Here is a 24,005-nt window from a genome sequence, read left to right as displayed (position 1 = left end):
CTCGATTACTGCGGCAACCGGCCAGAGAGCTTGATATCGCGCGACGACGAACCGACCACGACGCCCCGCGCACCTTCGGCCCTGCGCCAGCCGCGATCCGCCTCCGACCAGTACGATTGCTGTCGTGGCGTCACGTGCACGGTCACCGATTTCTGTTCCGCGGGAGCCAGTGCGACTCGCTCGAATCCAACCAGGGTCTTCGGCGCCATCGGCAGCGGTGCCTTTGCGGGACGCTCGAGATAGACCTGCGGCACATCGGCGCCGGCGACCTGACCCGTGTTTCGAACAGTGAAGCTCACATCGAAGCCGTCACCGCGCGGCGTGACATTCAAGTTCGAGTAGACAAACGTGGTGTACGAAAGACCGAAGCCGAAAGGGTGCAACGGCGCGATCTTGTGCTCATCGAAATGACGGTAGCCCGTAAAGACGCCTTCCGAGTACACCACCTGCTTGTTCACGCCGGTGTAGCGCTCCGGATGTTTCGGATCGAACGCTGCGACATCGGAGTACTTCTTGGGAAAGCTCATCGCGAGCTTGCCGCCGGGATTGCTCTTCCCCAACAGCACATCCGCCGTTGCCCAACCCCCTTCCTGACCCGGATACCACATGTACAGAATGCCCTTGACCCGATCGCGCCAGGGCATGTCGTGCGGACTGCCGCTGTTGAACACGACGATGGTTCGCGGATTCACGCGCGCGACAGCGGTGATCAGCTCGTCCTGATCGTTGGGCAATTGCAGCGCCTGATCCGGATCGTCGAACTCACCGCTGCGTGCCCACGCGAATATCACCGCACTGCGTGCTTCCTTCGCAGCCGCCACCGCCGCAGCAATGTTCTGTTTGCGCATGGCAGGCGTAACCCAAGCCAACCGCACCTGCAGCTTCGACTCGGGCTCGGCCTGGCCCTCGACCTCGATGGCATACGACTTACCCGCGACGAGATCGACGCTGTACTGCGCGTTGTCCAAACCATCTTTGGTCGGCACGACGCTCGAATACTTGCGAGGGACGCCATGCCCAAAACGCACCGCCGCCGAGAACGCGCGAGGCTGGCCATCGACCTTGAGCACACCCGTGCCGCCCCAGCTGTGAACTTGCAGTGCGTACGTGCCGCTCTCGTTGACCTTGAGCGTGCCGCGCCAGGAATAGCCGCGCCCTACCGGCAAAGCTTTATCGCCAGTGAAGTTCACACTCGCATCCACGCCCATTGGCGTCGAGTCCGACGCCCGACGCAACAGCCCAGAACCTTGTCCGCCCTCCGGCGTCAGGAACTCGGCCGGAATCGCCGTGCCCGTCAGTTCATCGCCAACGACGTGCTTCAGCGGCGTGTTCGAGCCCAGCGAGCGCTCCAGAGCTTCGCGAGGCGAAATGAAGCGCGACTCGAACCCGGAAATACCCGGGCCGATGGCCAGCTGCTCCGCCGTCGGACCGATCAGCAGCAATTCACCCGCCGCCTCTGCGCTAAACGGCAGAATGTTTCCCCGATTCTTCAGCAGCACAGCACCCTCGCCCGCCAGTTTGCGAGCAAAGGCCGCGTGGCCTTCAACATCGATCTCGGTCGGACCCGGCACGCGCGTGCCGTTCAGGAAGCCAAACCTCTCCATCTGTGTGAGCACACGCGCGACCGCACGATCCAACGCCTCGGTGCCGACTTGTTTGCTCTCCATCGCTGCCTTCAATCGCGGGCCCCACTTCGCGCCTTCGCGGCCGGTCGGATACTGCGGACCCACGCCGGGCATCTCCATGTCCAGACCGGCGATGATCGACGGCGTGCTCCGGTTGGCGTGCCAGTCGGAGACGACGAAGCCATCCCACTTCAACTCGTCGCGCAACAAGCCGATGAGATTTCCCTGGTTCTCGGCGTTCCAGGAACCATTCGTCTTGTTGTACGAGGCCATGACCGAGGCCACGCCCGCCTGCAGCGACGCCTCGAAGCCCGGCAGGTAGATTTCGTGCAGCGTGCGCTGATCGACGATGAAGTCGAACCCGTCGGCGCCATTGATGCCGCCGCCCTGATTGAGCGATTGATTGTTGGCGAGGAAATGTTTGGCGTTCGCCATCGTGCCGGTGGATTGAATGCCGCCGATCTCCGCCGCTGCGAGCTGGCCGATGACGAAGGGGTCCTCGCCAAAACTCGTGACATTGCGCCCCCAATTCGGCAGACGCGACAGATTGACCATCGGTCCGAGCAGCACATCGTTGCGAGTGGCGCGCGACTCGCGCCCGAGGATCTCACCGTACTGTTTCGCGTAGTCTCGACTGAAGGTTGCCGCGAGCGTGATGGGCTGAGGCAGCGCCGTCGTTTCATATCTCACATAGACGTTCGCTGGACCATCCGCCATCCGTAGCGGCGGAATGCCCAGACGCGGCACGCCGGCAATATAACCCGCGCCGCCGTTGTATGCGGGATCGCGAGACCCCTGCACCATCGTCAACTTCTCGTCGAGTGTCATCTGGGAGACGAGCGTTTGCACAGCCGGTGAGAAACCGCCCGTTGCATCGGGCGTGCTCGCCTGCGCCGTCGCCGCCACTGACAGCGTTGCCAAAACAAGTCGCAGCACGTCCGATCGCATCGACACTCCAACCGTGACCGAGCAAGAAAGAGCGAGTCAGGCCGGGCACTCGCGTACCCGGCGCCAACCCGCAGGGGGACCAATTACTCGAAGCGGAAGCCGAACGTCAGGCCCCACTCGCGCGGCCGACCGAGCGTGCCGTTGTCCATCTGATCCGTCGGAATGTAGAAACCGTTGATGCGGTAGTACTCATTCGTCAGGTTCGAGCCGAACAACGATACGTCCCACTTGCCATTCGGCGAGGCATACATGATGCGAGCGCTGAGCAGTCCGTAGTCCGGGATCACCGACTTCTGGATGTCGGCTGCCGTGTCCACTTCATCCTGCCAGCCGTAGTCGGCGCGGAAGGTCAGACCGCCCGATGCGAGATCCAGATCGTATTGACCGCCGATGCTGTACGACTTCTCCGGCGCATACGGGAAGCGCGCGCCGAGCGGAATCGCAGTCGATGTACCGAGGTCGGTGTATTCCGAGTCGATCCAGCCCGCGCCGTAGTTGATCGAGAAGTTGTCGCTGACCAGGAAGACGCCTTCGATTTCCACGCCCTTCACTTCCGCCTCGCCGGCGTTGGTGGTGGTCGGGAAGCGTGGAATGATCTCTTCGCTGACCTGGATGTCCTGATACTGGCCGTAGAACACCGACGCATTGAAGCGCAGCCGGCGCTCGAACAGATCCGAACGCAGACCGACCTCATAGTTCTTCAACGTTTCCGGATCGAAGCCGATCGCCAGGCCGTTGACGTTGTTGACGCCGCCTTGGTTGAAGCCTTCCGAGTACGTCAGATAGGTCATGATGTCGTCGGTCCATTGGTACTGGAACGACAGACGCGGCGCGATGTTGGTCCACTTATCGCCGAGCTCCGTGCCTGCACGTGCCGGACCGCCATTGGTTTCAACACTCAGCACCGGCGAGCAACAGGCGACGGGCACCGGCGTGCGGGGCGTGTACTGCGCGTTGGTGACTTCGTCCTCGTTGTAGCGTGCACCGGCCGTGATCGAGAACTTGTCGGTCACGTCGTAGGTCCACTCGGCGAACACCGCCCAACCTTCGGTCTTGGTGTAAGACAGCTGGTCGATCACCGGCGCGAAGAAGAAGCCGCCGACGTACGCGGAGGCCAGCGCATTGCGAGCCGGATTCACTTCGCGCTTCAGATCGTTGGCGAGCCAATTGATGCGACGACCGTAGGTTTCGTTGCTGTAGTAGTACAGGCCATTGGTGCCGTGGAAACGCTCACCGCTGAACAGGAACTGCAACTCGGCGCTGGTCTCCTCGGGCTCGCTGTAGTTCGCACCGTCGAAGATGTGATATGGCGTACCGTCGAAGTCCGCGTAGGCAGTCGTTCGGATCTCACGGCGGCTGCCGATGCCCTTCAACGCCCAGGTATCGTTCAGCTCGTAGTTGATCTCCGTGGAGAACGACTTGACCTTGGTGTAGAGGTCGGGCCCGTTGTAGTCGCTCGCCGTCTTGCGCTCCTCGCGGGCGCCATAGACGTACTCCTGATCGATCGGCAAACCCGCCGCTTCATAGATGCAGGGGAAGTTCGGCGCGCCACCCGGGAAGTTCGCCGGCGGATTCGGATCGCCAGGGCACACCGGGTTCAACGCCCACACCGTCGACGGATTGCCGTTGGTGCGCATATCGTCGTAGCCCGCGGCGAAGCGCCAGTTGAACGAATCCGACGGCTGCCACAACAAATCCAATCGGCCCGTCGTATCGTTCTGGCTGCCGAAGCGCTTGTCGATGGTCGTGCTCGGCACGAAACCGTCGCGCGAGAGTTTCGCGGCGGTGATCTTCGTAAGGAAGGTCTCGCTCAACGGCAGATCGACGTTGGCGGAGACATCGAAGCGATCGTACGAGCCGATCGTCGACTTCACACGCGCACCGAAGGTGTCCTGCGGCCGCTTGGTGATGTATTGAATCGCGCCGCCGATGACGTTCTTGCCGAACAGCGTGCCTTGCGGACCGCGCAGCACTTCGACGCGATCCACTTCCACGATGTTCATCAGTGTGCCGGCGCTGCTGTTCGACGCGATGCCGTCGACATAGATGCCGACGTTCGGCAAGCCACGCATGCGGAAGCTGCCGCCCTGCCGACCGAAGAAGTTGGTGCTGGCGATCACGACGTTGGGCACCATGCGATTCAGGCCTTCGGTCGAGTCGATGCCGCGCATCTCCAGATCTTCCGTGCCCATCGCGGTGATGGCGATCGGCACTTCCTGCAAGCTCTCTTCACGGCGACGCGCCATCACCATGACTTCCTCGAGACTGCCGCCGGATTCGGCCGTGTCGGTGACTGGAGCGGCCGTATCCTGCGGCGCTGCAGCCAAGCCCGACGATGCGGTCAGCAGCGCCAGACCACACAGGCTCAGCGATTTTCTTGGCATGCGAAGCATTGCGTTTCCCCCATGATCGACAGATGTTATCGGAGCTACTAGAAACAAACGTATGGTTCGCTCCGGCACCGACATTCTGGTCGGCGCTGTTTCAAGCTTCGGCCAACGCCGCCTCGATCTTGCGAGGTGCGGTCTCGCGTAGAAACAAACTGACCACGACGCCGGCGCACAGGCCGATCAACGCCATCGTGAGCACGTGCTGGATGCCATAGGTCTGCGCGACGTTGCCGGCGATCGCGGGCGCGATGCCGCCGCCGAATATTTCACCGGTACCGATGATGATGCCGGCCGTGGACGAGATCAGGCCGCGCGGCGCCGCTTCGGCCGCGATCGGCCCGGTGATCAATCCCAGCAATCCGAAACAGAAGAAGCAGCAAACGAACAGCAGCGCAAACAACAGCGCCGGATTCGGGCCGACTTGCATGAAGGCATACAGGAATGCAGCTCCCAGGACGAAGCCCGCGACCGCAACCAGCTTTCTTCCCAGCAGATCCGACGCACCGGGCAACACGACCTGACCGAGGAAACCGCCGAAGCCGATGGCCGAAGTCACAAAGCCCATCTGCACCGTCGTAAGCTTCAGGTAGTCGACCAGATAGTTCGGCACCATGGCGCTCAACACGAAGATGCCGCTCATTGCGCACATCAGCGCGATCATGCCGAGCTTCACGTTCGGGTGTTTCAGCAGATCGCCGAGCGGCGCGCGCTCTGCTTTGGCATTCGCACCAACCGTTGCCGGCTCGCGAATCGTGCGCCACATCAACAGGCCAAGAATCAAACCCGGAATCGCAACCAGCACGAACACCCAGCGCCAATTCACGACCTGCAGCAGCTGCGTGGCGATGATGGGTCCGAGCGCCAGACCCAGCAGCGGAAACGCGCTCTGCTGTACACCGAGATTGAAGCCACGACGCGTCGGCAACGAAGCGTCGGCGGTCGCGGCGAAGCTGGTGGGACAGAACGATCCTTCCGTGATGCCCATCAGCGCGCGAATGAAGATCAAGCTGGTCAGGCCCTGCGCGAAGCCGCTCATGCCGGACAGCAACGAGAAGCCGATGATCGCCGGCACCAGGATCTTGCGCCGACCGAGCCGGTCGGAGAGCCCGCCGGCCACGATTGCAAACACGCCCCACGCGAGGCCCAGCGCGCCGATCAGGTTGCCGAGCGCCTGATAGTCCAGGCCGAGGTCCTGCATCATCGATGGAAACAATGGCGCGATGATCCACCGGTCCAGTCCCACCAGGCCGAACGCCAGCGTCAGCAGCGTGACAGCCTTCCATTCATACGACGTATCCCACTGCCCTTGCGAATTGGTCATCGCGCATCCCCCGAAAGCTGTTGGTATGGAGGCGGCATGACCTGCGCCGCCCTTGTGTCATTGGTTGCCGGCGCCCATCTGCGATGAGCGTTATTCGAACGTGCCGCCCCACTTCCAACCGTCGGCGGGCCGCTCGATCTGGTTCAGACGGATCTTGTGATCGGTTTCCTGCCGGCCAGGTGCGCCGGTGATGATCACGACATCGCCCGGCTTCAGCGACTCGCGCGTGGCCTGGCCATCTTTGGCCAGCGCACCGGCCGCGGCCCATTCGACGGCGTAGCGCACGTCCTTGCCGTCCGGCCCGGGCGCCAGGACGATGATCATCGAGTGCGGATTGCGGAACATGAACTGCACCACCTTGCCCTTGATGGTGACGGACTTGTCGATGTAGTACGTCGCCGGGAAGGAGTGATGCGCCAGCGAAGGCACGGCGGCCGAGAGCAAGGCGGCGGCGACACAGCCGCTCACAATGCGAGACAACGAAACCATGGTGTTTCCTCTTCGAAGCGATCTGCTTCCCGTTAAACGAAACACCTTGAGGGCTGTCGACAATTCTTGTCCGGTGGCGAGCCGCTGCAACGTATTAACTCCAGGCAATCACGCCCCTACCCGGAGATCCCGATGAAATATTTGTTCGCAGGCGCGGCGGGCCTGCTGCTGGCCGCCAGCGTCGGCCTGGCCGGCAGCGCCAACGACCTGCCCGCCAACAAGGCGCTGGTGGAACAGTTCTTCCGTGCCGTCGAGTCGCGCGACAAGCAGACCGTGACCAAGATCGTGCGCGAGGACTACATCCAGCACATGCCGAATATTCCGTCCGGGCGGGCGGCGATTCTCAGTTACATCGACATGATGACGCCCAAGGGCAAGGGGGTGATGCCGAAGTTCGCGCGGGTCGTCGCCGAGGGCGATCTGGTCGTCGTGCACTTCCGTCGGGAGGACCCCAACGGCCCGGTGGCGACCATGGAAATCTTCCGCATCCAGGACGGCCAGATCGCCGAGCACTGGGCGGTGACGGAATCGATTCCGCCGGGAGAGAAATCTCGCAACAAGAACGGAATGATCTGAGGCTGCATCACGGGGCAGCGTTGGCTGCCCCGTGACCTGCCGATCAATAGCGATTGCTGACGATGGGACAACCCGGGAAGTAGTTGCCCTTCGCAAGCTCGGCCGCGCAACGCTCGCGGGCCCGCTGCACACCGCCCTTCACCATCTCGATCACCTCCGCAGGCTTCATGATGCCCATGTGAACGGTCGAGAGTACGTCCACATCGAGCTTGTAGTGCTCGACGTTGTCCATGTAGTTGTCGCCCCAGAACTGATAATCCTTGGCGGCCGTAGCCATATCGCCTTCAACGAACACCTTGGAAGCCGGCACATACGCAAACACCGCGTCGGCCATGTGCGTGTTCGCTCGCGCCCAGTACAAATCGACGGTGGCCTTCGAATCCGACATGCGCAGGTGATCGTCGAAGCCGCGGAACTTGAAGGGCTTGCGGTTCTTTTCCAGCGCGTCCGGATAATCCGGCGCACGTCGTTCAGCCATCTCACGGAAGATGCCTTCGTTGCCAAAGCGGGAAACGACAGTGAGGCCCTCAGCCACGCCGACGCGAAATCCCGCCGTGTGATCGAAGTGGTGATGCGAAGGAATATATTCGGTGAGCGGCTTGCCTGGCACCAGCGTACGCGCCTTGTCGATCGCCGCCTTGGCCGCGGCATGACTGCCGCCGAGCTCGTAGATCGCCAGGTGATCGGCGAACTCGAACACGGTATTGCCGTACGGGGTCAGACGCCACACGCCCGGCGCGACCTGCGTTGCTTCGGATGTGACAGCGGGATCGGCATCCGAGCCGGAGCGCACCGACTCGGGCGCGGCGAGATCGGCGATCTGAGTGTCGACGACATAGTCATCGACATACATCTTGAAATAATCGACGTTGCGCCAGTCGATGCGAGTGACGTAACCCAGCGGCATCTTCAGACCGCCATACGGCGCGTAGCCGCTGAAGTGCGTCGTCAGCGTCACCTGGCCCAGGTTGCTGTGCGGGTTCTTCCAGCGCACCCAGGTCGGCAGCTTGGAACGACCGTCGATGGCGAAACTCAGCTTGTCTCCCTGCTTCAGGGTGAGATCGAGCACCGTGAGATCGCCTTCCTTACGGGGCGCGCCGAGTTGGTTGGCCGGGTCCAGGGCCGCACGCACCAACGCCACGGGATTGTTCAACATCCACATGCGGCGCATGTGCACGCCATCGACGTGTAACGGGCTTTCGATCCACTGGCGCGAGCGGACGAACTGGCCATCGCGCCCGGTCTCATAACCGATGTCGCCGTCGAGCACCAGGTTCGCCTGTGCAAACGCATGGCCGAAGATCGCCGCGAATGGGAACAGGAAATTGCGCCGTTCCAGCTGCTGAAAGCGGCCGTGCTCCAGGTCGTAGACGCGCTTGAGATCGTTCGCTGCCTGATACTTCTGCGGCGCCTCGGGCGAGCCGCTGATGTTGCCGCCGCCAAACATGTAGGCGTACTGGCCATAGCCGGACAGCGTAATGTTTTTGACGGAGCGCACTCTTTCGAGTCCGCCCAGCGCTTCGGCTGCGGCCGTCACGATGGCCTTGTCGTCACTCGACGCCTGCGCCTGCATCGCCCCGAGTGTCAGCGCGCCCGAGAGCAGCGTCGCGAGCACATGAACCAATCGACTTTTCATTGTTCCCCCGAATGTCATGCGTCCAATGTCATGCTGGTTTCGTAGTCGACCACGCGGCGCTCGACGCGCAGCGGCCCGATCAAACGTTTGAGCTGCTCGTGCAGCGGATGGGTTTCGTACGCCTGCAGCGCCGCCCAGCTGTCGAACTCGCAGTACAGAACCAGGTCGGCCGAGTCGGAGACCTGCGACTGATCGCGCCCCAGCTCGACCCGCTGCAGGCCGTGAATACCGTTGCGCATGGCTTCGATGGCCCGCGCGATCGACGCTAATTGCTCGGCGCGCTCGCCATTCTCGGCGGCTCGCAAGCGCCACATCACCAGGTGCTTTACCATCGCGGAACTCTGTTCGTACTTTGTCTTCATAGGCTCGACCCGCGAACCGTCCGCTGTCGGCTGTTGCCGCCATCCTTCAGTCGTGCAACGAGCTGCCTCACCATGGCTTCGCCGAGTTCTTGGGGCTCGGTAACAGTAAACGCATTGGCATAGTAGGAGCCGACATCGTGGCCGATGCCGATCGCCAGCAGCTCGAAGGCGCTGTCGGCTTCGAGCGCTTCGATGACCGAGCGCAGGTGCCGGTCCAGGTAACCGAAATCGTTTGCTGACAGCGTTGCACCGTCGAGCGGCGCGCCGTCGGAAATGACCATCAGGATTTTTCTGCGCTCGGGCCGGCGACGCAGCCGCTGGTAGGCCCAGAGCAGCGCCTCCCCGTCGACGTTCTCCTTGAGCAAGGATTCATCGAGCATCGCGATGAGGTTGCGGCGAGCGTGCCGCCACGGAACGTCGGCGGACTTATAGATGATGTGATTCAGGTCGGTGAGACGGCCCGGGTTCGGTGGCCGGCGCTCTGCGATCCAGCGTTCGCGGCTGCGCCCGCCACGCCAGCGTTGGGTCGTGAAGCCGAGAATTTCTGTCGTGACTCCGCAGCGCTCGAGCACGGCGCCCAGCTGCTCGGCGCAGACAGATGCGATCACGATGGGCGCGCCTCGCATCGAGCCGGAGTTGTCGATCAGGAGGGTGACGGCGGTTTCGGGCCAGTCGGTGTCGGTTTCCTGCTTGAACAACAACGGCAGTGAAGGATCGCAGACGACGCGGGCGAGACGGCCGGAGTCGAGCAGCCCCTCTTCACAATCGAAGGTCCAGGCTCGACGCTGGCGTGAGAGGAGATAACGCTGCAGGCGATGTGCCCAGCGGCTGACGTGTCTGCGCGATGTCGTCGATATGTCATCGAACTGGCGCAACAGGTCTCGTCGCATCGCGTCGTCGATCAAGGAGGATGCGTCGACGACGGCGTCGAACTGTTGGGTGAAGGCGCGATAGCCGGGCTCGCCTGCTTGACGAGGCGTTCGTCTTGGCACGACGCGGCCGCGAGGTTCATTGCTGATTCGACGCAGGATGTCTACCTGTGCGCGCTCCGCTTGCACCTCAGTGAAATTCCGCTGCTGCGTTTCTACAGCACCATCAGGCCGGTCGCTCGGCTCCTCCGGCTCTTCGGTGTCGTTTCGCTCGCCGCGCGCGATCGCGGCTGCAAGCCTGGCGGCTTCTGTGCCGAACGCCCGTTGATCGAAGATCAGTGGTGCCAGCCCGATCATGGCATCGTCGAGCTTCGCTCGACGCTCGACATCCACCGGACAAGCACCATGGAACGCACGCAGGTTGACGCGAGCACCTGGAAAGAGTCTTACACCGAGCGCCTCGACTCGACATTGCTCGAGCGCATCAAACAATGGCGCCGCCGCGCCGGCAGGACGCAACTCGGCGTGCAGTGCCGGATCGTTGAATCTCAATCTCAACGCGTGCGCATCCACTCGACCTCGCCAGATGGCGAGCGCATCGGAGTCGCCCGGCAGTTGTCGTATCGCTTCGATGAGCGCAGCCGCTCCCGGCGGATCGGCGACATGACTGATCGCCTTCAGTGTCGTCAACGACGCATGCTTCAGCCGCCCCAGCCGTACTTCAGTGCCGGGAGCGCCAGGCATCAGGCACCCCCAAAGCAGCGCTGATGCAGTTCCATGACCGCCGCCCGCTCGGACTCGTCGCACTTGTTCAAAAAGCTGAGCTCGAACGCGCGCCTCAGATCACCGAAGATCACCGCATTCTCCGCCCACGAGATGACCGCCCGCGGCGACATCACCGTCGAAATATCTCCGGCCACGAATGCCTGTCGGATCAATCCAGCGAGCATCACCATGAACTCGATCGCCTCCGGCCATCGATCCGCAAACGCCGGCACCCGAGCGCGCACGATGGCCATTTCCACCACCGGCTTCAGATAGTTCAGCACCGCAACGATATGCCACCGATCCAGGTGCCCCTGGTTGATGAGCTGCGTGCCGTGATACAGCCCGCTCGCATCCCCCAACCCGATCGTGTTCGACGTTGCGAACAGCCTGAAGCACGCATGCGGCGCAATAACCCGGTTCTGATCGAGCAACGTCAGCGAGCCCTCCGCTTCGAGCACCCGCTGCAAAACAAACATCACATCCGGCCGCCCTGCGTCGTACTCATCGAAAATCAACGCAACGTTCCGGCGCAACGCCCAAGGCAGGATGCCTTCCTGAAACTCCGTCACCTGCCGGTGCTCGCGAATGACAATGGCGTCTCGGCCGATCAAATCGATCCGGCTGACATGCCCATCGAGATTGATTCGAACGCACGGCCAATTGAGCCGCGCCGCCACCTGCTCGATATGCGTCGACTTGCCCGTGCCGTGATATCCCTGCACCAGGACGCGCCGGTTGTGAGCAAAGCCGGCAAGAATGGCGAGCGTCGTTTCAGGATCGAAGCGATAGGAAGCATCCACCGGCGGCACATGATCGTTGCGCCGACTGAAGGCCGGCACGACGCCCTCGCGATCGATGCCAAAGGCCATTCGCAACGACACGGTCGTGTCCGGCAGCGCGAACAGTTCGGCATCGTCGCTCATCGATCACCCGCCACGCCGATCCGCACGACACCGTCGACGACGGTCACAGGCACCGCCTCGAGGCTGCGATCTTTCGCCGGCCCATCGACGCACAGGCCATCGTGAAATCGAAACAACGCGCAGTGATACGCGCACATGAGATGCCGATCCGCCGTCACGAGGAACTCGCCCGGACGAGAGTTCAACGGCAGCGAGAAATGCGGACAAACATTCACGTAGGCCCACGCCTCGTCGCCGCTGCGCAGGACAATCAGTCGCAGCGCCTGCCCGTCAACACCGAAGCCGACTTCGACGCACCCGCCATCCGGCACCGCATCGAGCGAACACACTTCGGTGTCCGCTGCCGGGGCGTACGGATGCGATTTCCAACTCACGCTCAGCGCGGGTAATGAGGAGGAATCTGTGCGTCCACGTTGACCCACACCGACTTTGCTTCGGTGTAGTCGTGCATGGCTTCGAAGCCCATCTCGCGTCCGTAGCCGGAGCTGCCGACGCCGCCGAACGGCGAGCCGGGGTTGACGCGCTTGTAACTATTGATCCACACCATGCCCGCCCGCATCGTGCCCGCCATGCGATGCGCACGCTGCAGGTTCGTCGTCCACAAGCCGCCGCCGAGGCCATACTCGGTCGAGTTGGCAATCGCGACGGCTTCGGCCTCGTCTTTGAACGTAGTGACCGAAACGAACGGCCCGAACACCTCTTCCTGGCATACGCGATCCTTCGGCTGCGCTTTGACGATCGTGGGCTCGACGAAGAAGCCTTTCGACAATGCTGCCGCTTCCGGCTTGCGTCCGCCGGTAATGACTTCAGCGCCCTGCTGTTTCGCCACCTCGCAGTAGGTGAGCACGCTCTGCTGTTGTTTCTGCGACGTGAGCGGCCCCATCTCGGTCGTCGGATCCAATGGATCGCCCAACTTGATGGACCTGGCCAGCTTGAGGAAACCTTCGAGGAACGGCGCCGCGATGTCTTCTTGCAGCAGCAATCGCGAGCCCGCGATACACGCCTGCCCTTGATTGTGGAAGATCGCGAAGGCGCTGCCATTGATAGCCGCCGGCAGATTTGCATCGGCGAACACGATGTTCGCGCCCTTGCCGCCCAATTCCAGCTGCACGCGCTTCAGATTGCCCGCCGACGCCTGCACGATGCGCCGACCGACGGCCGTCGAGCCGGTGAACGCGATCTTCTGCACGCCGGGGTGCTCGGCCAGATGCTGACCGGCCGTGTGACCGAAGCCAGGGATGATGTTGACCACGCCGGGCGGGAAACCGACTTCCGCCATCAGCTGCGCAATCTTCAATGTCGACAGCGGCGTGATCTCCGCCGGCTTCAACACGACCGTATTGCCGGCCGCGAGCGCCGGACCCATCTTCCAGCTGGTGAACATCAACGGGAAATTCCAGGGAACGATCTGCCCGACGACTCCGACCGGCTCCCGCTGCACGTAATTCAGGAAACCTGCTTCGACCGGCACCACGCTGCCCTGGTGCTTATCGGCCATGCCGGCGAAGTAACGAAACGTCACCGCCGTGCGAGGTACGTCGAGACCCTTGGTGTCGCGAATCGGATGGCCGGTGTCGATCGATTCGAGCTCCGCGAGCTCCTCCGCGTGCGCTTCGATCGCATCGGCCAGTTTGCCTAGCAAACGACCGCGTTGCATGGCCGGCATCGCGCGCCAGGCTGGAAACGCCTTGGTTGCCGCTGCCACCGCCCTATCGACGTCAGCGGCCTTGGCCTCCGCGACGCTGGCGATCACCGAGCCGTCGAATGGATTGATGACGTCCAGCGTCGCGCCGTCGAGCGCGTCGACGAATTCGCCGCCGATGTACAGTTTGGTCTGCAGTGTCATGGTCAACTCGCGGGCAATAGTGCCCCGTTGCCGTTGCCACCATCGGCAACGGTGTGTTGTGCTTCGATTGGGAAAACAACCGGAGTCGGAGGTCTAGAATTCCACCGGATACGGCTTCAGCTTGCCGCTCTCGTACAGCTGCGGCAGCTCGGGCGTGGCGTTCTCCCACACCAGCAGCATGGAGCGCTTCTTGGAGAAGCCTTGATGGCGAATGTCCGCCGGCATGGCCGCGACGTCGCCGGCCTTCATGATCACCTTGGCGCGCGGCGCACCGGTGTTCTTGTCCTCGATCTGCCATTCCAGCTCATCGCTCAGCTGGATGAACCATTCGACGCGATCGTTGCCGTGCTTGATCGGCAGGATGTATTCCTCGGTCGTCGGGCAGCACAGGCTGCGCTCGAGCACGGAGGACACCGAGGGATTCCACGTCACGTCCGAGCGCGACAGATAAGCGAACAGGCTGAACGCGTGCAGCTCGTCCTCGAAGCCGGGCTCGGCATGAATCTCCGGTTCGTCTTGAGAAACATCGGCGAATGCGCGATTTACCGGATAACCGTTCGCATCGGTGCGCAGCTCCGCATCGCCCGGCAATCCCGGCATGCGCTTGCACGCCTGACGCTCACGCTCGATGGCGCCGCGATTGTTGCCACGTTTCTTGCCCAGCCAGCTCTTGCTCGTCTCATCCGGCGCGGCGAATGGATCGAAGCCCTCGTTGGTCCAGTCATCCAGCATGGCCTTGAAGGTCGCCATGATCTGGCGCGAATCGAACGTCTCCGTGTGATCGAGGCCGCGCTCTTTGTACGCCGGGTTGTAAGTGCCGGCGTAGAACTCCACTTTGCCGTAGAGATTGCGCGTGCCGATCATCGCGTCGAAATTCACCCAGCCGTAGAAGAAGCCCCAGGCGACATCACGCATGACGGCTCGCAGGAACGCATCAGCCGACATCTTGTGGGAGAGCTGCTGGCCGTTCGCCTCCCAGCCGACGCGCACGAAATATTCGTCGCGGCTGAACGAGAAGCTGCCGAGCTGGAAACTGCGATAGCCGGTTTCGTTGCTCGCGGGTGACGCCACCACGTCCAATGCACTCATTGTTCTCGCCCTCAGGTGTAACAAATCTCTCGCCACTTCTGCTTCGACAGCTCGCCTTCGATGGTCTGCAACAGAATCACGCCCGGGCGCGCCGCCTTGAAGCGGTAAGCCGCGCCCTGCGGCAGCAACACCTGGTGGCCACGCTTGCACTTGACGTGTCCCATCCTTCGTCCGACCGGAGCGCCGGACAGCTGGACCGTGCCCCTCTTCGATGCCGGCGCCGCTGGAGCCTCGAGCTTCACCAGTTCCACCTCCACCTCGCCGTCCATCACGATCGCGAACTCGTCGTGCGAGGCCGCAAACCAGGGCGACGTGCCTTCGGCCCGCAGCGTCTCGAGCACGTAGCCCAGGTTGATCGCCACCACCACCTTCTCATACGCAGCGGAGCGCGAAGCAACGTCAAAGACATTCGAGAACGCGTAGTTCTTCGGGCTGTCGTTGATGATCTCGAGCTCGCCCTTGGCATAGTCCTGCAGCGAGCCGAACACGGTTTGAAATCCGGCCGTTTGAAATTCCGCAGTCATCGTCTGGCATCCCCTGTTTGGTTGCTCTCCGGCGCGGCCTGCAGCAGCAGCGTGTCGCCCTGATCGATCAGCTTCAGGCCCAGCGACTCCTGCAGGAGGAAGCGCAACGAGCTCATATCGCCGATCTGCAACACCCCGCTCACGGGACGGCTGCCGACGCTCGCCGAGCTCACCTGCACCTTCCGAGGCGAGTAGCGGTTGAACTCGGCGATGGCATCGGCCAACGGCACCTGGTCGAACACCAGCTTGCCTTCGCGCCAAGCGGTGATGCGCCTCACGTCGGCCGCTTGCACCGCGCCGATCCCGCCGCCGCCCCCATAGCTCACCGCCATGTTGGCGGTCAGGTGCGGCACGCCGGCCACGGAATCGGACTCTTTGGGCAGCACCACGACCGCGCCTTCGAGCACCGACACCGTCACACCATCCCGTTTCATCTCGACACCGAACTCGGTCCCCACGGCGCGCACCAATCCACCCGCCGCTATCACTTCAAACGGACGCGAGGTGTCATGTGCGACAGAAAAGAATGCTTCGCCCCGCTGCATCTCGATCCGACGCGATTCGTCGGAGAGCTTCACTGTCAGCACGGTGTCGGTGTTCAACGTGACCGTCGAGTGATCGGCCAGCACCACGCGCCGCTGCTCGCCGACCTGCGTTTGATAAATCTGCGTCTCGACGTGGTGCGTGAAGAAATACGCGCCGGTCGCGACCATCAGGAGCACCGTCGCCGCGGCGCTCAACCAGATCGAGCGCTTTTCCCGGAAACGACGTGAGCGTTCTTGAGCGGCCGCCTCTCGGGCGGCAATCGCCGCAACGAAATCAATATCCGCCTGCAGCTCGGCCTCGGTGGCCAGGCCACGCCCCATCGCCGTCACCAGCTCGCACCGCATGTAACACTCGCGATGCTCGGCGGCCTGGTCGAGCCAGGCATCGAATTCAGCTTCGGTCTCGCGGCTGACCGGATGATCGTGCAGCCGGACGAACCAACGGGCCGCAGCGGCTTCCACCGCGCGGATGTCTGTTGAGCTACTGCTCTTGAGGTCTCGGTCGCTCATCGCTCCGCCGTCCTCAATCGGCTCTGACACAATTCCAAGACCATGGCGATATCGCGCTCCACTGTTTTTGTGCTGACCCCCAGATGACGACTGATCGTCCGATAACTCATATTTTGTGTGACGTGCAGCAGGAACACTTGCCGGTGCCGCGGCGGTAGATCCAGCAGCACCTGCTTCACGACCAGCATGCCGTGATCCCAATCGATGATCTCGTCGGGCGATTCCTGCTCGCCGACCAGATCCACCAGCTCGTAGGGAATGTGCGCCGCGTACGAGCGCGACTTGCGCTGGCGAAAGCGGTCTCGCGCCAGGTTGGTGGCAATCTTGAACAGAAACCTGCGCACCTGATCGTCGAGGTGATCCAGATGCTCGACTCGCAACAGCCGGACGTAGGTTTCCTGCAGCACCTCCTCCGCGTCATCGCTGTTGGACAACAGCCGCGTGAGGTATTGAAGCAAGGCCGTGCGGTGATGGCTGAAAAGCCGTTCAACCAGCGCGGCCCGCTCGGCATCCATCATCGCCGCCGCCTCGGCATCGGCCCCGGGTCCCGCGATGGGCGCCCCGCTCGGCTCGTTCGCCTGGGGCTTGATGGCGCGCACCAGCTGCAGCTTGACCTTGGCAAAACTCATTGGACGGTACGGTTACAACCTTGACTCGACCCGCTATTTCGACGCGGACACAGGTACATACGTAGCAGGCGGTCAGGTGCAGACATTTTTCCGGATCTATGCCTCGCGCAGGCCGGCATCGGCCGACAGGCGTACCAGATCGATGCTTGCCAGGCAGTCCGCGCGGCTCCGGTAACCCCGCCCTGAGTTAGCGATCTTGCGCCGCTGGGCATCCAGCAGGAACCAGCGCCAGCGCTGACCGCCATCCTCGTACACGAAGTAAGTCGGTTGGCCGGTCGGGCCGCCGGCCGGCATCGGTTCGAAGACGTCCTGATCGTGCGACATGCGGCTACCCGGCCAGCACGAAATCATGTGCGAGCAGCCAGTCCACCGCCAGCGAACGGTCGGTGTTGCGCTGGTAGTCGATGAGCAGCGAATTCTTGACTCCGAACACCGCGTCCGAATCGATGTACTCGTCGCCGCGAGTGAACAGCTGCGTCGTGACCGATCGATAGCCTGCAGCGCTGACGATGAAATGAATGTGCGCCGGACGCATCGGATGCCGCCCCGCCTTGCCCAACAGCTGACCGACGGGCCCATCCACCGGCACCGGATAAGCAATCGGCTTGATCGTCCGGAACGCAAAAGCGCCGTCAGCGGCCGTTCGCAGCTTGCCGCGGAAGTTCATCTCCGGCTGGCTCTGGTCTTGAACTGCGTACAGCTGATTGGGTGAGGTGTGCCAGATGTCCAGCTCGGCGCCCGCGATGGGCTTGCCGTCGGTATCGAGCACCCGGCCGCGAATCAAAACCGTCTCACCCTCGCCCGCCAGCGCAATGCTGCCGCCGTTTTCGATGTATGGCGAATGTGGCGCATAGAACGGACCGGTCACAGCGGATTCGGTCGCGCCTGCTGAGGAGGCGTTGTTGAGGTTGTCGACGGCCGAGCTCAACCCGAGCGCATCCGACAACAGAATGAACTCCTGACGCGGGCCGATGCACGATTGACCGGTGCGCGTCAGAAAATCGATCGCCGTCCACCACTCCTCCGGACGCACCTCGACCTCGTTCGCGAAGCCGTGCAGGTGACGCAACAGACTCTCGATCACTGTGTTCCAGCGTTCGTTGTCCGTCCGGCTGTAGGCGGCGATGACCTGCTCTAGCAGCAGCTGATTCGAATTGAGTTGAGTCATGGGCTGGGCACGACTCCGTGGTAAGCGTCCTCGAGCAACTGCCGGATGGCATCGCGCGTTACCGGACGCGGGTTGAAATAAGGCGTGCGCGTCGCGATCTCGGCGGCACGATCCAGATCGTCAGGACTCAGTCCCAACTCACGCAGCGAACGCGGCGCGCCCACTGCGGCACCCAACGCATGAAGAGTGCTGGCAATCGCCTCCGTGCCCAATGCGACCGTCAAGCGATGACGGGCATCCGTCGCGGCCGGCATATTGAAAGCGGTTGCATAAGGAAGCACGACGGCGTGCGTCTCGGCGTGAGGCGTGTTGAACGTTCCGCCCAGCGTGTGACACAGCTTGTGATGCAGCGACATGCCCGTCGAGCCGAGCAGAATGCCCGCAAGGCAAGCCCCATAGAGCATCTCTTCCTGCGCATCCAGATCGCCTGGGTTCGCGCAGACGCTGGGCAAGGCCCGCGCGATGGCGCGAACGCCTTCCTGCGCGAGCGTCGACATCATTGGATTGGCGTTCTGCGCGTACAAGCCTTCGACGAGATGGGCCAGCGCATTCATTCCGCTCGGCCCGGCAATCTTCGCCGGCAAGGTCGCGGTCAACTCGGCGTCATAGACGACGGAGCGCGGTAGAACTCTTTCATCCTTGCCCGTGCGCTTCACGCCGTCCATCGTGATGCCCCACACAGCTGTCATCTCCGAACCGGAATACGTGGTCGGCACGGCGATGATGGGCAAACCCGTTTCCAGTGCAATGGCTTTCGCCAAGCCGATCGCCGATCCGCCGCCGATCGCGATACAACCGTCCGCTTCGACGCTGCGTGCGTGAGCAACGCCGGCGGCGGCCACGGCGGCGGGCACGTGCTGAACGACCTTGTCGTAGATGCCAACGCAGCGATCACCCAGCGTTGCGGCAACCTGCGCGGCGGTCTCTGCATGACTGGGGCTGACGATGATGAGTTGTCGCCGGCGATCGAGCACGGTGACCTCTTCGCCGAGGCGAGCTCGACTGCCCCTGCCCGAGACCACCCTCAGGCGCGCGATTTCAAATACAAAGGGTGGCACTCGACCCTCCAGCTGACGCTCCACCGAAGCTAATACTTTGCAGGGGGGCGAGCGTCGACAATTCAGTTGGTGGCATAACGCACCGAGAGCCCCCACTCGCGCGGCCGTCCTGGCGTGCCGGTGTCGATTTGATCGGCGGGCAGGAAGAAGCCGTTGATGCGATAGAACTCGTTGAACAGATTGCTGCCGAACAGCGACACTTCCCAGCGATTGCGCGCATCCCGATAGGACAGTCGAGCATTGCCGACGCCGTAGGCGCGCTGCTGGGAGCGCGTGTTGATATCCGACTGAGTGAACACGCGATCCTGCCAGCCGTAGTCGAAGCGCGCGCTCAATGCATTGCCGGCCGGTAAGCTCCAGTCATACTGTGCGCCGATCGAATACGCGAACTCGGGCGAGTATGCGAACTCGGACCCGAGCTCCAGATTCTTGGCACGGCCCACTTCGGTAAATTCGGTGTGCAACCAACTCGCGCCATACTGCAACGTGAGCTGCTTGGTGACATTCCACGCTCCTTCCAGCTCCAGACCTCGGATGCGACCTTCGCCGGCATTGGTGGTGACCGGAAATCCCGGCGCCTCCTGCAGTTCCTCCGTGATCTGCACGTCATCGTATTCGCCATCGAACAATGTGGCGTTGAGTCGCAGGCGACGATCGAGCAGATCGGCGCGAACGCCGATCTCGTTGGAGATCAACGTTTCCGGTCCGAAGGGCAGGAAACCGCCATTCGGCAGAAACGGCACGTTGCCGCCGCTGAAGCCGCCTGCGCTGAAACCGGACGAGCGAGTGAAGTACGTCATCACATCCGGCGACCACCGGTACTGAATCGAGATACGCGGCGACACTTCGTCAAAGGTCGCGCTTCCGGAATTGTTCTCGAGCTTCGGACCGTCCGGACTCACCGAGCGCGTCGGCATGCAACACTGCTCCGCCAACGGATGACGCGGGCGATAATAGTTCTGCGTGATGTCGTCCTGCGTGTAGCGAGCACCCACGCTGACGGACAGTTTGCCCGTGAGCCTCGCGGTCCATTCGGCGAACACGGCCCAGCCTTCGCTGCGCGCCTCCGTCAATGAATCGATGATCATCGGATCGTACGCCGCGTACTGGCCGCCCAGCGCCTGACGCGCACTGAGATAGGGATCGAAGCGCAGCTCGTTCGCGACCCAGTTCTGCCGGCTCGACCAGTTTCGGTCCGTGTAGTAGTAGATGCCGCTCGTGCCGGTGAGCCGCTCGCCGTTGTAGAGCAGCTGCAATTCTTCGCTCAGCTCCTGGCGGTCCGCAGCCGAGAAGGCTTGATACAAGTGATACGGCGTGCCATCGAAGTCATGGCCCACGTAGAGATCGGTCTCGCGATAGCCGCTGATCGACTTCGCGTGCAGCCGCTCGCTCACGTCCCAGTTCAATTCGAGCGTGGCGCCGCTGGACACGAAACTATTCTGACGAATGGGCCGATTGGCCGCAGACTTCCATTGTTCGGACGCGCCATAGGTCCAGTCAGGATCGATGGGCATGCCGACGGCCTCGTAGATGCACGCACTGTTCGGCACCGATCCAACGAAGTTGCTTGGCACTTGATCATCCGGGCACACCGGGTTGAGCTGCCAGGTGACGCCGGGCGTACCGTTGCTCTTCTGAACTGCGTACTCGCCGATCAGCAAGGCGTCGAAACGTTCGTTCGGCCGCCACAGCAAATCCGCGCGCAGCAATCGATCCCGCTGGTCGCCGAAAGAGAAGTCGCCATCGATGCTGTCGACGTAGCCGTCACGATTCAGCGTGGCCGCGGTGAACTTGCTGAGCAGCGTCTCGCTGAGCGGCAGGTCCATGTCGATGAGCAGATCCGTTCGATTCGCCGAGCCCGTCGTCGCCTTGATTCTCAGTCCCTGCTCTTCGCGCGGCTTGCGGGTGACGTATTGAATGGCGCCGCCGATGGCGTTCTTGCCGAACGTCGTTCCTTGCGGACCGCGCAGCACTTCGAGGCGCTCGATCTCCACCACATTCATCAGCAATCCGGCGGAGCCGCTGCGAACGACGCCGTCCACATACACGGCGACTCCCGGCACACCGCGTACTCGAAATGCCCCGTTGGCTCGACCGAAGAAGTTGCCGCCATTCACCGCGACGCCAGGGGCGCGAGCGTTCAGGTCTTCGGTGTTCTGGATGCCGCGTGCTTCGATCTCATCGGCATCGATGGATGTGACCGCCAACGGCACCTGCTGCAGACTCTCCTCACGCCGGCGAGCCGTAACGATTACTTCCGCAATCGAGACGCTGCGCCAGATGTCATCGACGGCGGCATTGTCAGCCGTTGCGGATACCAGCGTCGGCGGCTGCTCTGCTTTCACCGCTCGGGTGCGCCGGCGAATCGCGACGCTGCCATGACCGTCGACGACGAATTCCAGATCGGTCTGATCGAGCAGTTGGGCAAGCCCTTCTTCGACGGTGTAGTAGCCGCGCAGGCCGCGTCGCAGATCGGCGCCAATCACGTCCGACGGATACAACAAGTGGTGTTTGGCCTGGCGCGAGAATTCGCGCAAGGCGTCGTCGAGACTTTGCGATGGAATATCGAAACGCAGCTTGCCGGCGCTGTCAGAAAGCCCAACAGGACTCACAGCCAGCAACATCACGGCTGCCAGCGCGCGCACGCTCCCTGCGCCGCCGGCCGTCCCGTGACGTGACCGATCGCCTCGACGCAACGTATCCCCCGACGTTAGGGCCGGCGTCTGCGTTGCTTATGCAAAGTCGCGTGCAATCGTCAGCGGCGGCTCGAACCACAACATACACTCATTAATCGAGCAACAGAACCCTCCAAGCCATGCTTGTTGATGGACGCTCAAGTCTCGCCGCAGGCGGTCGGCCGCCACTTCGAGCCGTCCGGCTCCTTGCGGAACTGCGTGCTCCAGATCAGCGGTTCGCGCAGGTACTGTGGGTCGTCGATCTGTGTCGTGACCACGATCCACGGCGTGCCGTTGAGCTCGAAGCGATCGAAGAACTCGGTCATCACCGCCTGCTCGCTATACGGCATGCCGTTCTTCTGCAGGTAGCCGGGCTTCATTTGCTTCGTAATCACGCGCAGCGCAGGTCGGCCCGTCTTCGCGGGCGCTGCGAACTGTCGAAGGTGCACCGTCTCGTTCCAGCTGCCGACGGACTGGCCCTGCCACGTCAACTCCGCGCCGGGGGCGGCCGGCTTGAACGGAATCGTCCGCGTCTGCGTGCCCGCCGAGAAATCGATCTGCAGCGTATCGTCGTTCTGCCAAGTGATGTGCAAGCGGCCTGGCGAACGGATGTTGGCAGCAGCGCCATGCGGCCGACATTCCTGCCCGGCTGCTTTGTCGGCCGCGAGATCGAAGGAAGCCGCAGCCTTACGAGCCGCATCGTTGACCGGCAAACTGCCGATGAAGTTCTTCGGCGGCATGGTCATGCGCTCCAGCCAATCCTCGGTCACCACGGAAACCCAGTAACCGGTGAGATCGAACGGCGCCGCCTCGCGTGCTGACCTGGGCGGCGCCGGCTGACCCGGAGCACCTGCCGGAGCGGACCCGCGATTTCGATTCTGCGCAAACGCATCGCCCCCCGGCATCGCCAGCGCCAGCGACAGCACGCTCATGACCATCCAACCAGTGCCGCGAATCGGCATCGAGCTCATAGCAATCTCCGTAGTCATGTCAGGGCGACGCCGTCGCGTGGTCGGGGCTGGACTTGTCCACCGTCGCACTCAGCTCGCGATACGCGGCTTCGACGAACTGATTAGTGGTCCAACCGCGCGGCGCAGTGCCATAGATGCCGTCGTAATCGAGCGTGGGCCGCGCGGCCTTCACCTGATCGAGCGTCATGCCGCGTTTGACGAGATCGGCGATGCGGTCGCGGATGATCGTGAGCATGTCGCGATAGATGACCACGCTGTACTCATCAGCGATCGGTCCGTAGGCGGGCACGACCAGCGTGCCGCCTTGCGCATTCATCACAGGCACGGCGAGATCGATGATGCGATTCAACGCGTCGATCGTCCCTTGCAGGCTCCCGCCCCGCTGCTCCGGCTCGATGACGGGATAGCTGTCGGGCGTGAAGATCTCGCCCGCAACGATCACATCGGAACCGCGGAAGAACACGACGCTGTCGCCGTCAGTCGCTGCCGCGGGGTGATGAATCAAAATGACCGGCTCGCCGTTCATGTGCAGGTCCATGGTGCCGGTGTAATAAACATCGGTCGGCCAAGCTGCTTCAGGTCGGGTCGCGGTGCCGATGACACCGCTCATGCGATTGAGCACGCCTTCGTGTCCCTTGATGGATGCGACATTGATCTCGCCGCGATCGCCGATGAACTTGCCGACCTTCGTGACCGGCAGATTGCCGCCGGTGTGATCCGGCAGAGCGCTCGTGTTCAAGATGATCCGGATCGGCTTCGGCGTCACCTCACGAATCGCCTCGACCAGCTTCGCGCTGGTCGCGGGCGTTTGCGTATCGACGACGACTACGCCGTCGGGCCCGATCTGAAACACCGAGTGCGCGCCGCCACCCGCTGCACCGATCAGATACACGTTGCCTTTCACGTGCATCACGTCGAGCTCGCCGGCGAACTCCGCGGGCTGAGCAGTCTTCGCGTTCTTCGCCGTGCGCGCCTTCTGCGCGTGTGCCGGCGATCCAAGCAAGCCAACCGACAACATCGCCGTCGCGGCCAGGCGGCACAGTCCGACCGCCGATGCGGGCTTAGTGTTACAACTCACAATGC

The 24,005-nt window shown here is 62.7% G+C and carries 21 protein-coding genes; 1 reads left to right on the top strand and 20 read right to left on the bottom strand.

Going from position 1 to position 24,005, the window contains the following annotated elements:
- Positions 1–5: 5 nt before the first annotated feature.
- From EK373_RS21330 to EK373_RS21315, 4 genes are all read right to left on the bottom strand, one after another.
- The gene (locus EK373_RS21330; protein ID WP_129645700.1) at positions 6–2,573 is read right to left on the bottom strand and encodes a beta-glucosidase; all 2,568 of its coding nucleotides are present in this window, start codon (positions 2,571–2,573) and stop codon (positions 6–8) included.
- A gap of 83 nt (positions 2,574–2,656) precedes the next feature.
- A complete protein-coding gene (locus tag EK373_RS21325) occupies positions 2,657–4,957 on the bottom strand; it encodes a TonB-dependent receptor (RefSeq protein WP_232831173.1) in 2,301 nt (766 codons plus the stop codon).
- A gap of 100 nt (positions 4,958–5,057) precedes the next feature.
- Positions 5,058–6,284: an MFS transporter gene (locus EK373_RS21320; RefSeq protein WP_129645698.1), complete on the bottom strand. Its 1,227-nt coding sequence runs from the start codon at positions 6,282–6,284 to the stop codon at positions 5,058–5,060.
- Positions 6,285–6,374: 90 nt separating this feature from the next.
- Positions 6,375–6,773: a DUF6152 family protein gene (locus tag EK373_RS21315; protein WP_129645697.1), complete on the bottom strand. Its 399-nt coding sequence runs from the start codon at positions 6,771–6,773 to the stop codon at positions 6,375–6,377.
- Between the two features lie 132 nt (positions 6,774–6,905).
- Here EK373_RS21315 and EK373_RS21310 point away from each other — a divergent pair, with 132 nt between their 5' ends.
- Positions 6,906–7,349: a nuclear transport factor 2 family protein gene (locus EK373_RS21310; RefSeq protein ID WP_129645696.1), complete on the top strand. Its 444-nt coding sequence runs from the start codon at positions 6,906–6,908 to the stop codon at positions 7,347–7,349.
- A 43-nt stretch (positions 7,350–7,392) separates the two neighbouring features.
- Here the strand turns inward: EK373_RS21310 and EK373_RS21305 are convergent, their stop codons facing one another.
- The 16 genes from EK373_RS21305 to EK373_RS21225 all read right to left on the bottom strand — a co-directional run bounded on the left by EK373_RS21305 (position 7,393) and on the right by EK373_RS21225 (position 24,000).
- Positions 7,393–8,985, bottom strand: coding sequence for an MBL fold metallo-hydrolase (locus EK373_RS21305; RefSeq protein WP_129645695.1), 1,593 nt, complete (start codon positions 8,983–8,985; stop codon positions 7,393–7,395).
- Between the two features lie 14 nt (positions 8,986–8,999).
- Complete coding sequence (locus EK373_RS21300) at positions 9,000–9,347, bottom strand: Dabb family protein (RefSeq protein WP_129645694.1); 348 nt, start codon at positions 9,345–9,347, stop codon at positions 9,000–9,002.
- The gene (locus EK373_RS21295) at positions 9,344–10,960 is read right to left on the bottom strand and encodes a cobaltochelatase CobT-related protein (RefSeq protein ID WP_198683492.1); all 1,617 of its coding nucleotides are present in this window, start codon (positions 10,958–10,960) and stop codon (positions 9,344–9,346) included. The genes EK373_RS21300 and EK373_RS21295 overlap by 4 nt, the downstream gene beginning before the upstream one ends.
- The gene (locus EK373_RS21285) at positions 10,960–11,907 is read right to left on the bottom strand and encodes an AAA family ATPase (protein ID WP_129645693.1); all 948 of its coding nucleotides are present in this window, start codon (positions 11,905–11,907) and stop codon (positions 10,960–10,962) included. The genes EK373_RS21295 and EK373_RS21285 overlap by 1 nt, the downstream gene beginning before the upstream one ends.
- Entirely contained in the window at positions 11,904–12,281 is a 378-nt protein-coding gene (locus EK373_RS21280) for a Rieske (2Fe-2S) protein (RefSeq protein ID WP_198683491.1), read from the bottom strand. The genes EK373_RS21285 and EK373_RS21280 overlap by 4 nt, the downstream gene beginning before the upstream one ends.
- Before the next feature lie 2 nt (positions 12,282–12,283).
- Complete coding sequence (locus EK373_RS21275; protein WP_129646016.1) at positions 12,284–13,747, bottom strand: aldehyde dehydrogenase family protein; 1,464 nt, start codon at positions 13,745–13,747, stop codon at positions 12,284–12,286.
- A 99-nt stretch (positions 13,748–13,846) separates the two neighbouring features.
- On the bottom strand, positions 13,847–14,842 hold the full coding sequence (locus EK373_RS21270) for a hydroxyquinol 1,2-dioxygenase (RefSeq protein ID WP_129645692.1): 996 nt from the start codon (positions 14,840–14,842) through the stop codon (positions 13,847–13,849).
- An 11-nt stretch (positions 14,843–14,853) separates the two neighbouring features.
- Positions 14,854–15,366 carry a cupin domain-containing protein gene (locus tag EK373_RS21265; RefSeq protein ID WP_129645691.1) on the bottom strand — a complete coding sequence of 171 codons (513 nt, stop codon included), beginning with the start codon at positions 15,364–15,366 and terminating at the stop codon, positions 14,854–14,856.
- Positions 15,363–16,421 carry a FecR family protein gene (locus tag EK373_RS21260; protein WP_129645690.1) on the bottom strand — a complete coding sequence of 353 codons (1,059 nt, stop codon included), beginning with the start codon at positions 16,419–16,421 and terminating at the stop codon, positions 15,363–15,365. Before EK373_RS21260 ends, EK373_RS21265 begins: the two co-directional genes overlap by 4 nt.
- Positions 16,418–17,050: an RNA polymerase sigma factor gene (locus EK373_RS21255; protein ID WP_129645689.1), complete on the bottom strand. Its 633-nt coding sequence runs from the start codon at positions 17,048–17,050 to the stop codon at positions 16,418–16,420. Before EK373_RS21255 ends, EK373_RS21260 begins: the two co-directional genes overlap by 4 nt.
- 96 nt (positions 17,051–17,146) lie before the next feature.
- Positions 17,147–17,374, bottom strand: a complete 228-nt coding sequence (locus EK373_RS21250) for a DUF1508 domain-containing protein (RefSeq protein ID WP_198683489.1) — start codon at positions 17,372–17,374, stop codon at positions 17,147–17,149.
- A gap of 4 nt (positions 17,375–17,378) precedes the next feature.
- Positions 17,379–18,218: a dioxygenase family protein gene (locus tag EK373_RS21245; protein ID WP_129645688.1), complete on the bottom strand. Its 840-nt coding sequence runs from the start codon at positions 18,216–18,218 to the stop codon at positions 17,379–17,381.
- The gene (locus EK373_RS21240; protein WP_129645687.1) at positions 18,215–19,276 is read right to left on the bottom strand and encodes a maleylacetate reductase; all 1,062 of its coding nucleotides are present in this window, start codon (positions 19,274–19,276) and stop codon (positions 18,215–18,217) included. Before EK373_RS21240 ends, EK373_RS21245 begins: the two co-directional genes overlap by 4 nt.
- Positions 19,277–19,338: 62 nt before the next feature.
- Entirely contained in the window at positions 19,339–21,921 is a 2,583-nt protein-coding gene (locus tag EK373_RS21235) for a TonB-dependent receptor domain-containing protein (RefSeq protein WP_129645686.1), read from the bottom strand.
- Between the two features lie 188 nt (positions 21,922–22,109).
- Positions 22,110–22,922 carry a hypothetical protein gene (locus EK373_RS21230; RefSeq protein ID WP_129645685.1) on the bottom strand — a complete coding sequence of 271 codons (813 nt, stop codon included), beginning with the start codon at positions 22,920–22,922 and terminating at the stop codon, positions 22,110–22,112.
- Between the two features lie 19 nt (positions 22,923–22,941).
- Positions 22,942–24,000: an MBL fold metallo-hydrolase gene (locus EK373_RS21225; RefSeq protein WP_129645684.1), complete on the bottom strand. Its 1,059-nt coding sequence runs from the start codon at positions 23,998–24,000 to the stop codon at positions 22,942–22,944.
- Positions 24,001–24,005: the final 5 nt, after the last annotated feature.

The organism is Peristeroidobacter agariperforans, assembly GCF_004138335.1.
Lineage (GTDB): Bacteria > Pseudomonadota > Gammaproteobacteria > Steroidobacterales > Steroidobacteraceae > Steroidobacter > Steroidobacter agariperforans.
This window is presented reverse-complemented; position numbering and strand designations above follow the sequence as displayed.

What these genes read in the sequence shown, in the direction of transcription:
- EK373_RS21330 (WP_129645700.1), bottom strand. Translation starts at nt 2,573, where the DNA reads ATGCGATCGGACGTGCTGCGACTTGTTTTGGCAACGCTGTCAGTGGCG.
- EK373_RS21325 (WP_232831173.1), bottom strand. Translation starts at nt 4,957, where the DNA reads ATGCCAAGAAAATCGCTGAGCCTGTGTGGTCTGGCGCTGCTGACCGCA.
- EK373_RS21320 (WP_129645698.1), bottom strand. Translation starts at nt 6,284, where the DNA reads ATGACCAATTCGCAAGGGCAGTGGGATACGTCGTATGAATGGAAGGCT.
- EK373_RS21315 (WP_129645697.1), bottom strand. Translation starts at nt 6,773, where the DNA reads ATGGTTTCGTTGTCTCGCATTGTGAGCGGCTGTGTCGCCGCCGCCTTG.
- EK373_RS21310 (WP_129645696.1), top strand. Translation starts at nt 6,906, where the DNA reads ATGAAATATTTGTTCGCAGGCGCGGCGGGCCTGCTGCTGGCCGCCAGC.
- EK373_RS21305 (WP_129645695.1), bottom strand. Translation starts at nt 8,985, where the DNA reads ATGAAAAGTCGATTGGTTCATGTGCTCGCGACGCTGCTCTCGGGCGCG.
- EK373_RS21300 (WP_129645694.1), bottom strand. Translation starts at nt 9,347, where the DNA reads ATGAAGACAAAGTACGAACAGAGTTCCGCGATGGTAAAGCACCTGGTG.
- EK373_RS21295 (WP_198683492.1), bottom strand. Translation starts at nt 10,960, where the DNA reads ATGCCTGGCGCTCCCGGCACTGAAGTACGGCTGGGGCGGCTGAAGCAT.
- EK373_RS21285 (WP_129645693.1), bottom strand. Translation starts at nt 11,907, where the DNA reads ATGAGCGACGATGCCGAACTGTTCGCGCTGCCGGACACGACCGTGTCG.
- EK373_RS21270 (WP_129645692.1), bottom strand. Translation starts at nt 14,842, where the DNA reads ATGAGTGCATTGGACGTGGTGGCGTCACCCGCGAGCAACGAAACCGGC.
- EK373_RS21265 (WP_129645691.1), bottom strand. Translation starts at nt 15,366, where the DNA reads ATGACTGCGGAATTTCAAACGGCCGGATTTCAAACCGTGTTCGGCTCG.
- EK373_RS21260 (WP_129645690.1), bottom strand. Translation starts at nt 16,421, where the DNA reads ATGAGCGACCGAGACCTCAAGAGCAGTAGCTCAACAGACATCCGCGCG.
- EK373_RS21255 (WP_129645689.1), bottom strand. Translation starts at nt 17,050, where the DNA reads ATGAGTTTTGCCAAGGTCAAGCTGCAGCTGGTGCGCGCCATCAAGCCC.
- EK373_RS21250 (WP_198683489.1), bottom strand. Translation starts at nt 17,374, where the DNA reads ATGTCGCACGATCAGGACGTCTTCGAACCGATGCCGGCCGGCGGCCCG.
- EK373_RS21245 (WP_129645688.1), bottom strand. Translation starts at nt 18,218, where the DNA reads ATGACTCAACTCAATTCGAATCAGCTGCTGCTAGAGCAGGTCATCGCC.
- EK373_RS21230 (WP_129645685.1), bottom strand. Translation starts at nt 22,922, where the DNA reads ATGAGCTCGATGCCGATTCGCGGCACTGGTTGGATGGTCATGAGCGTG.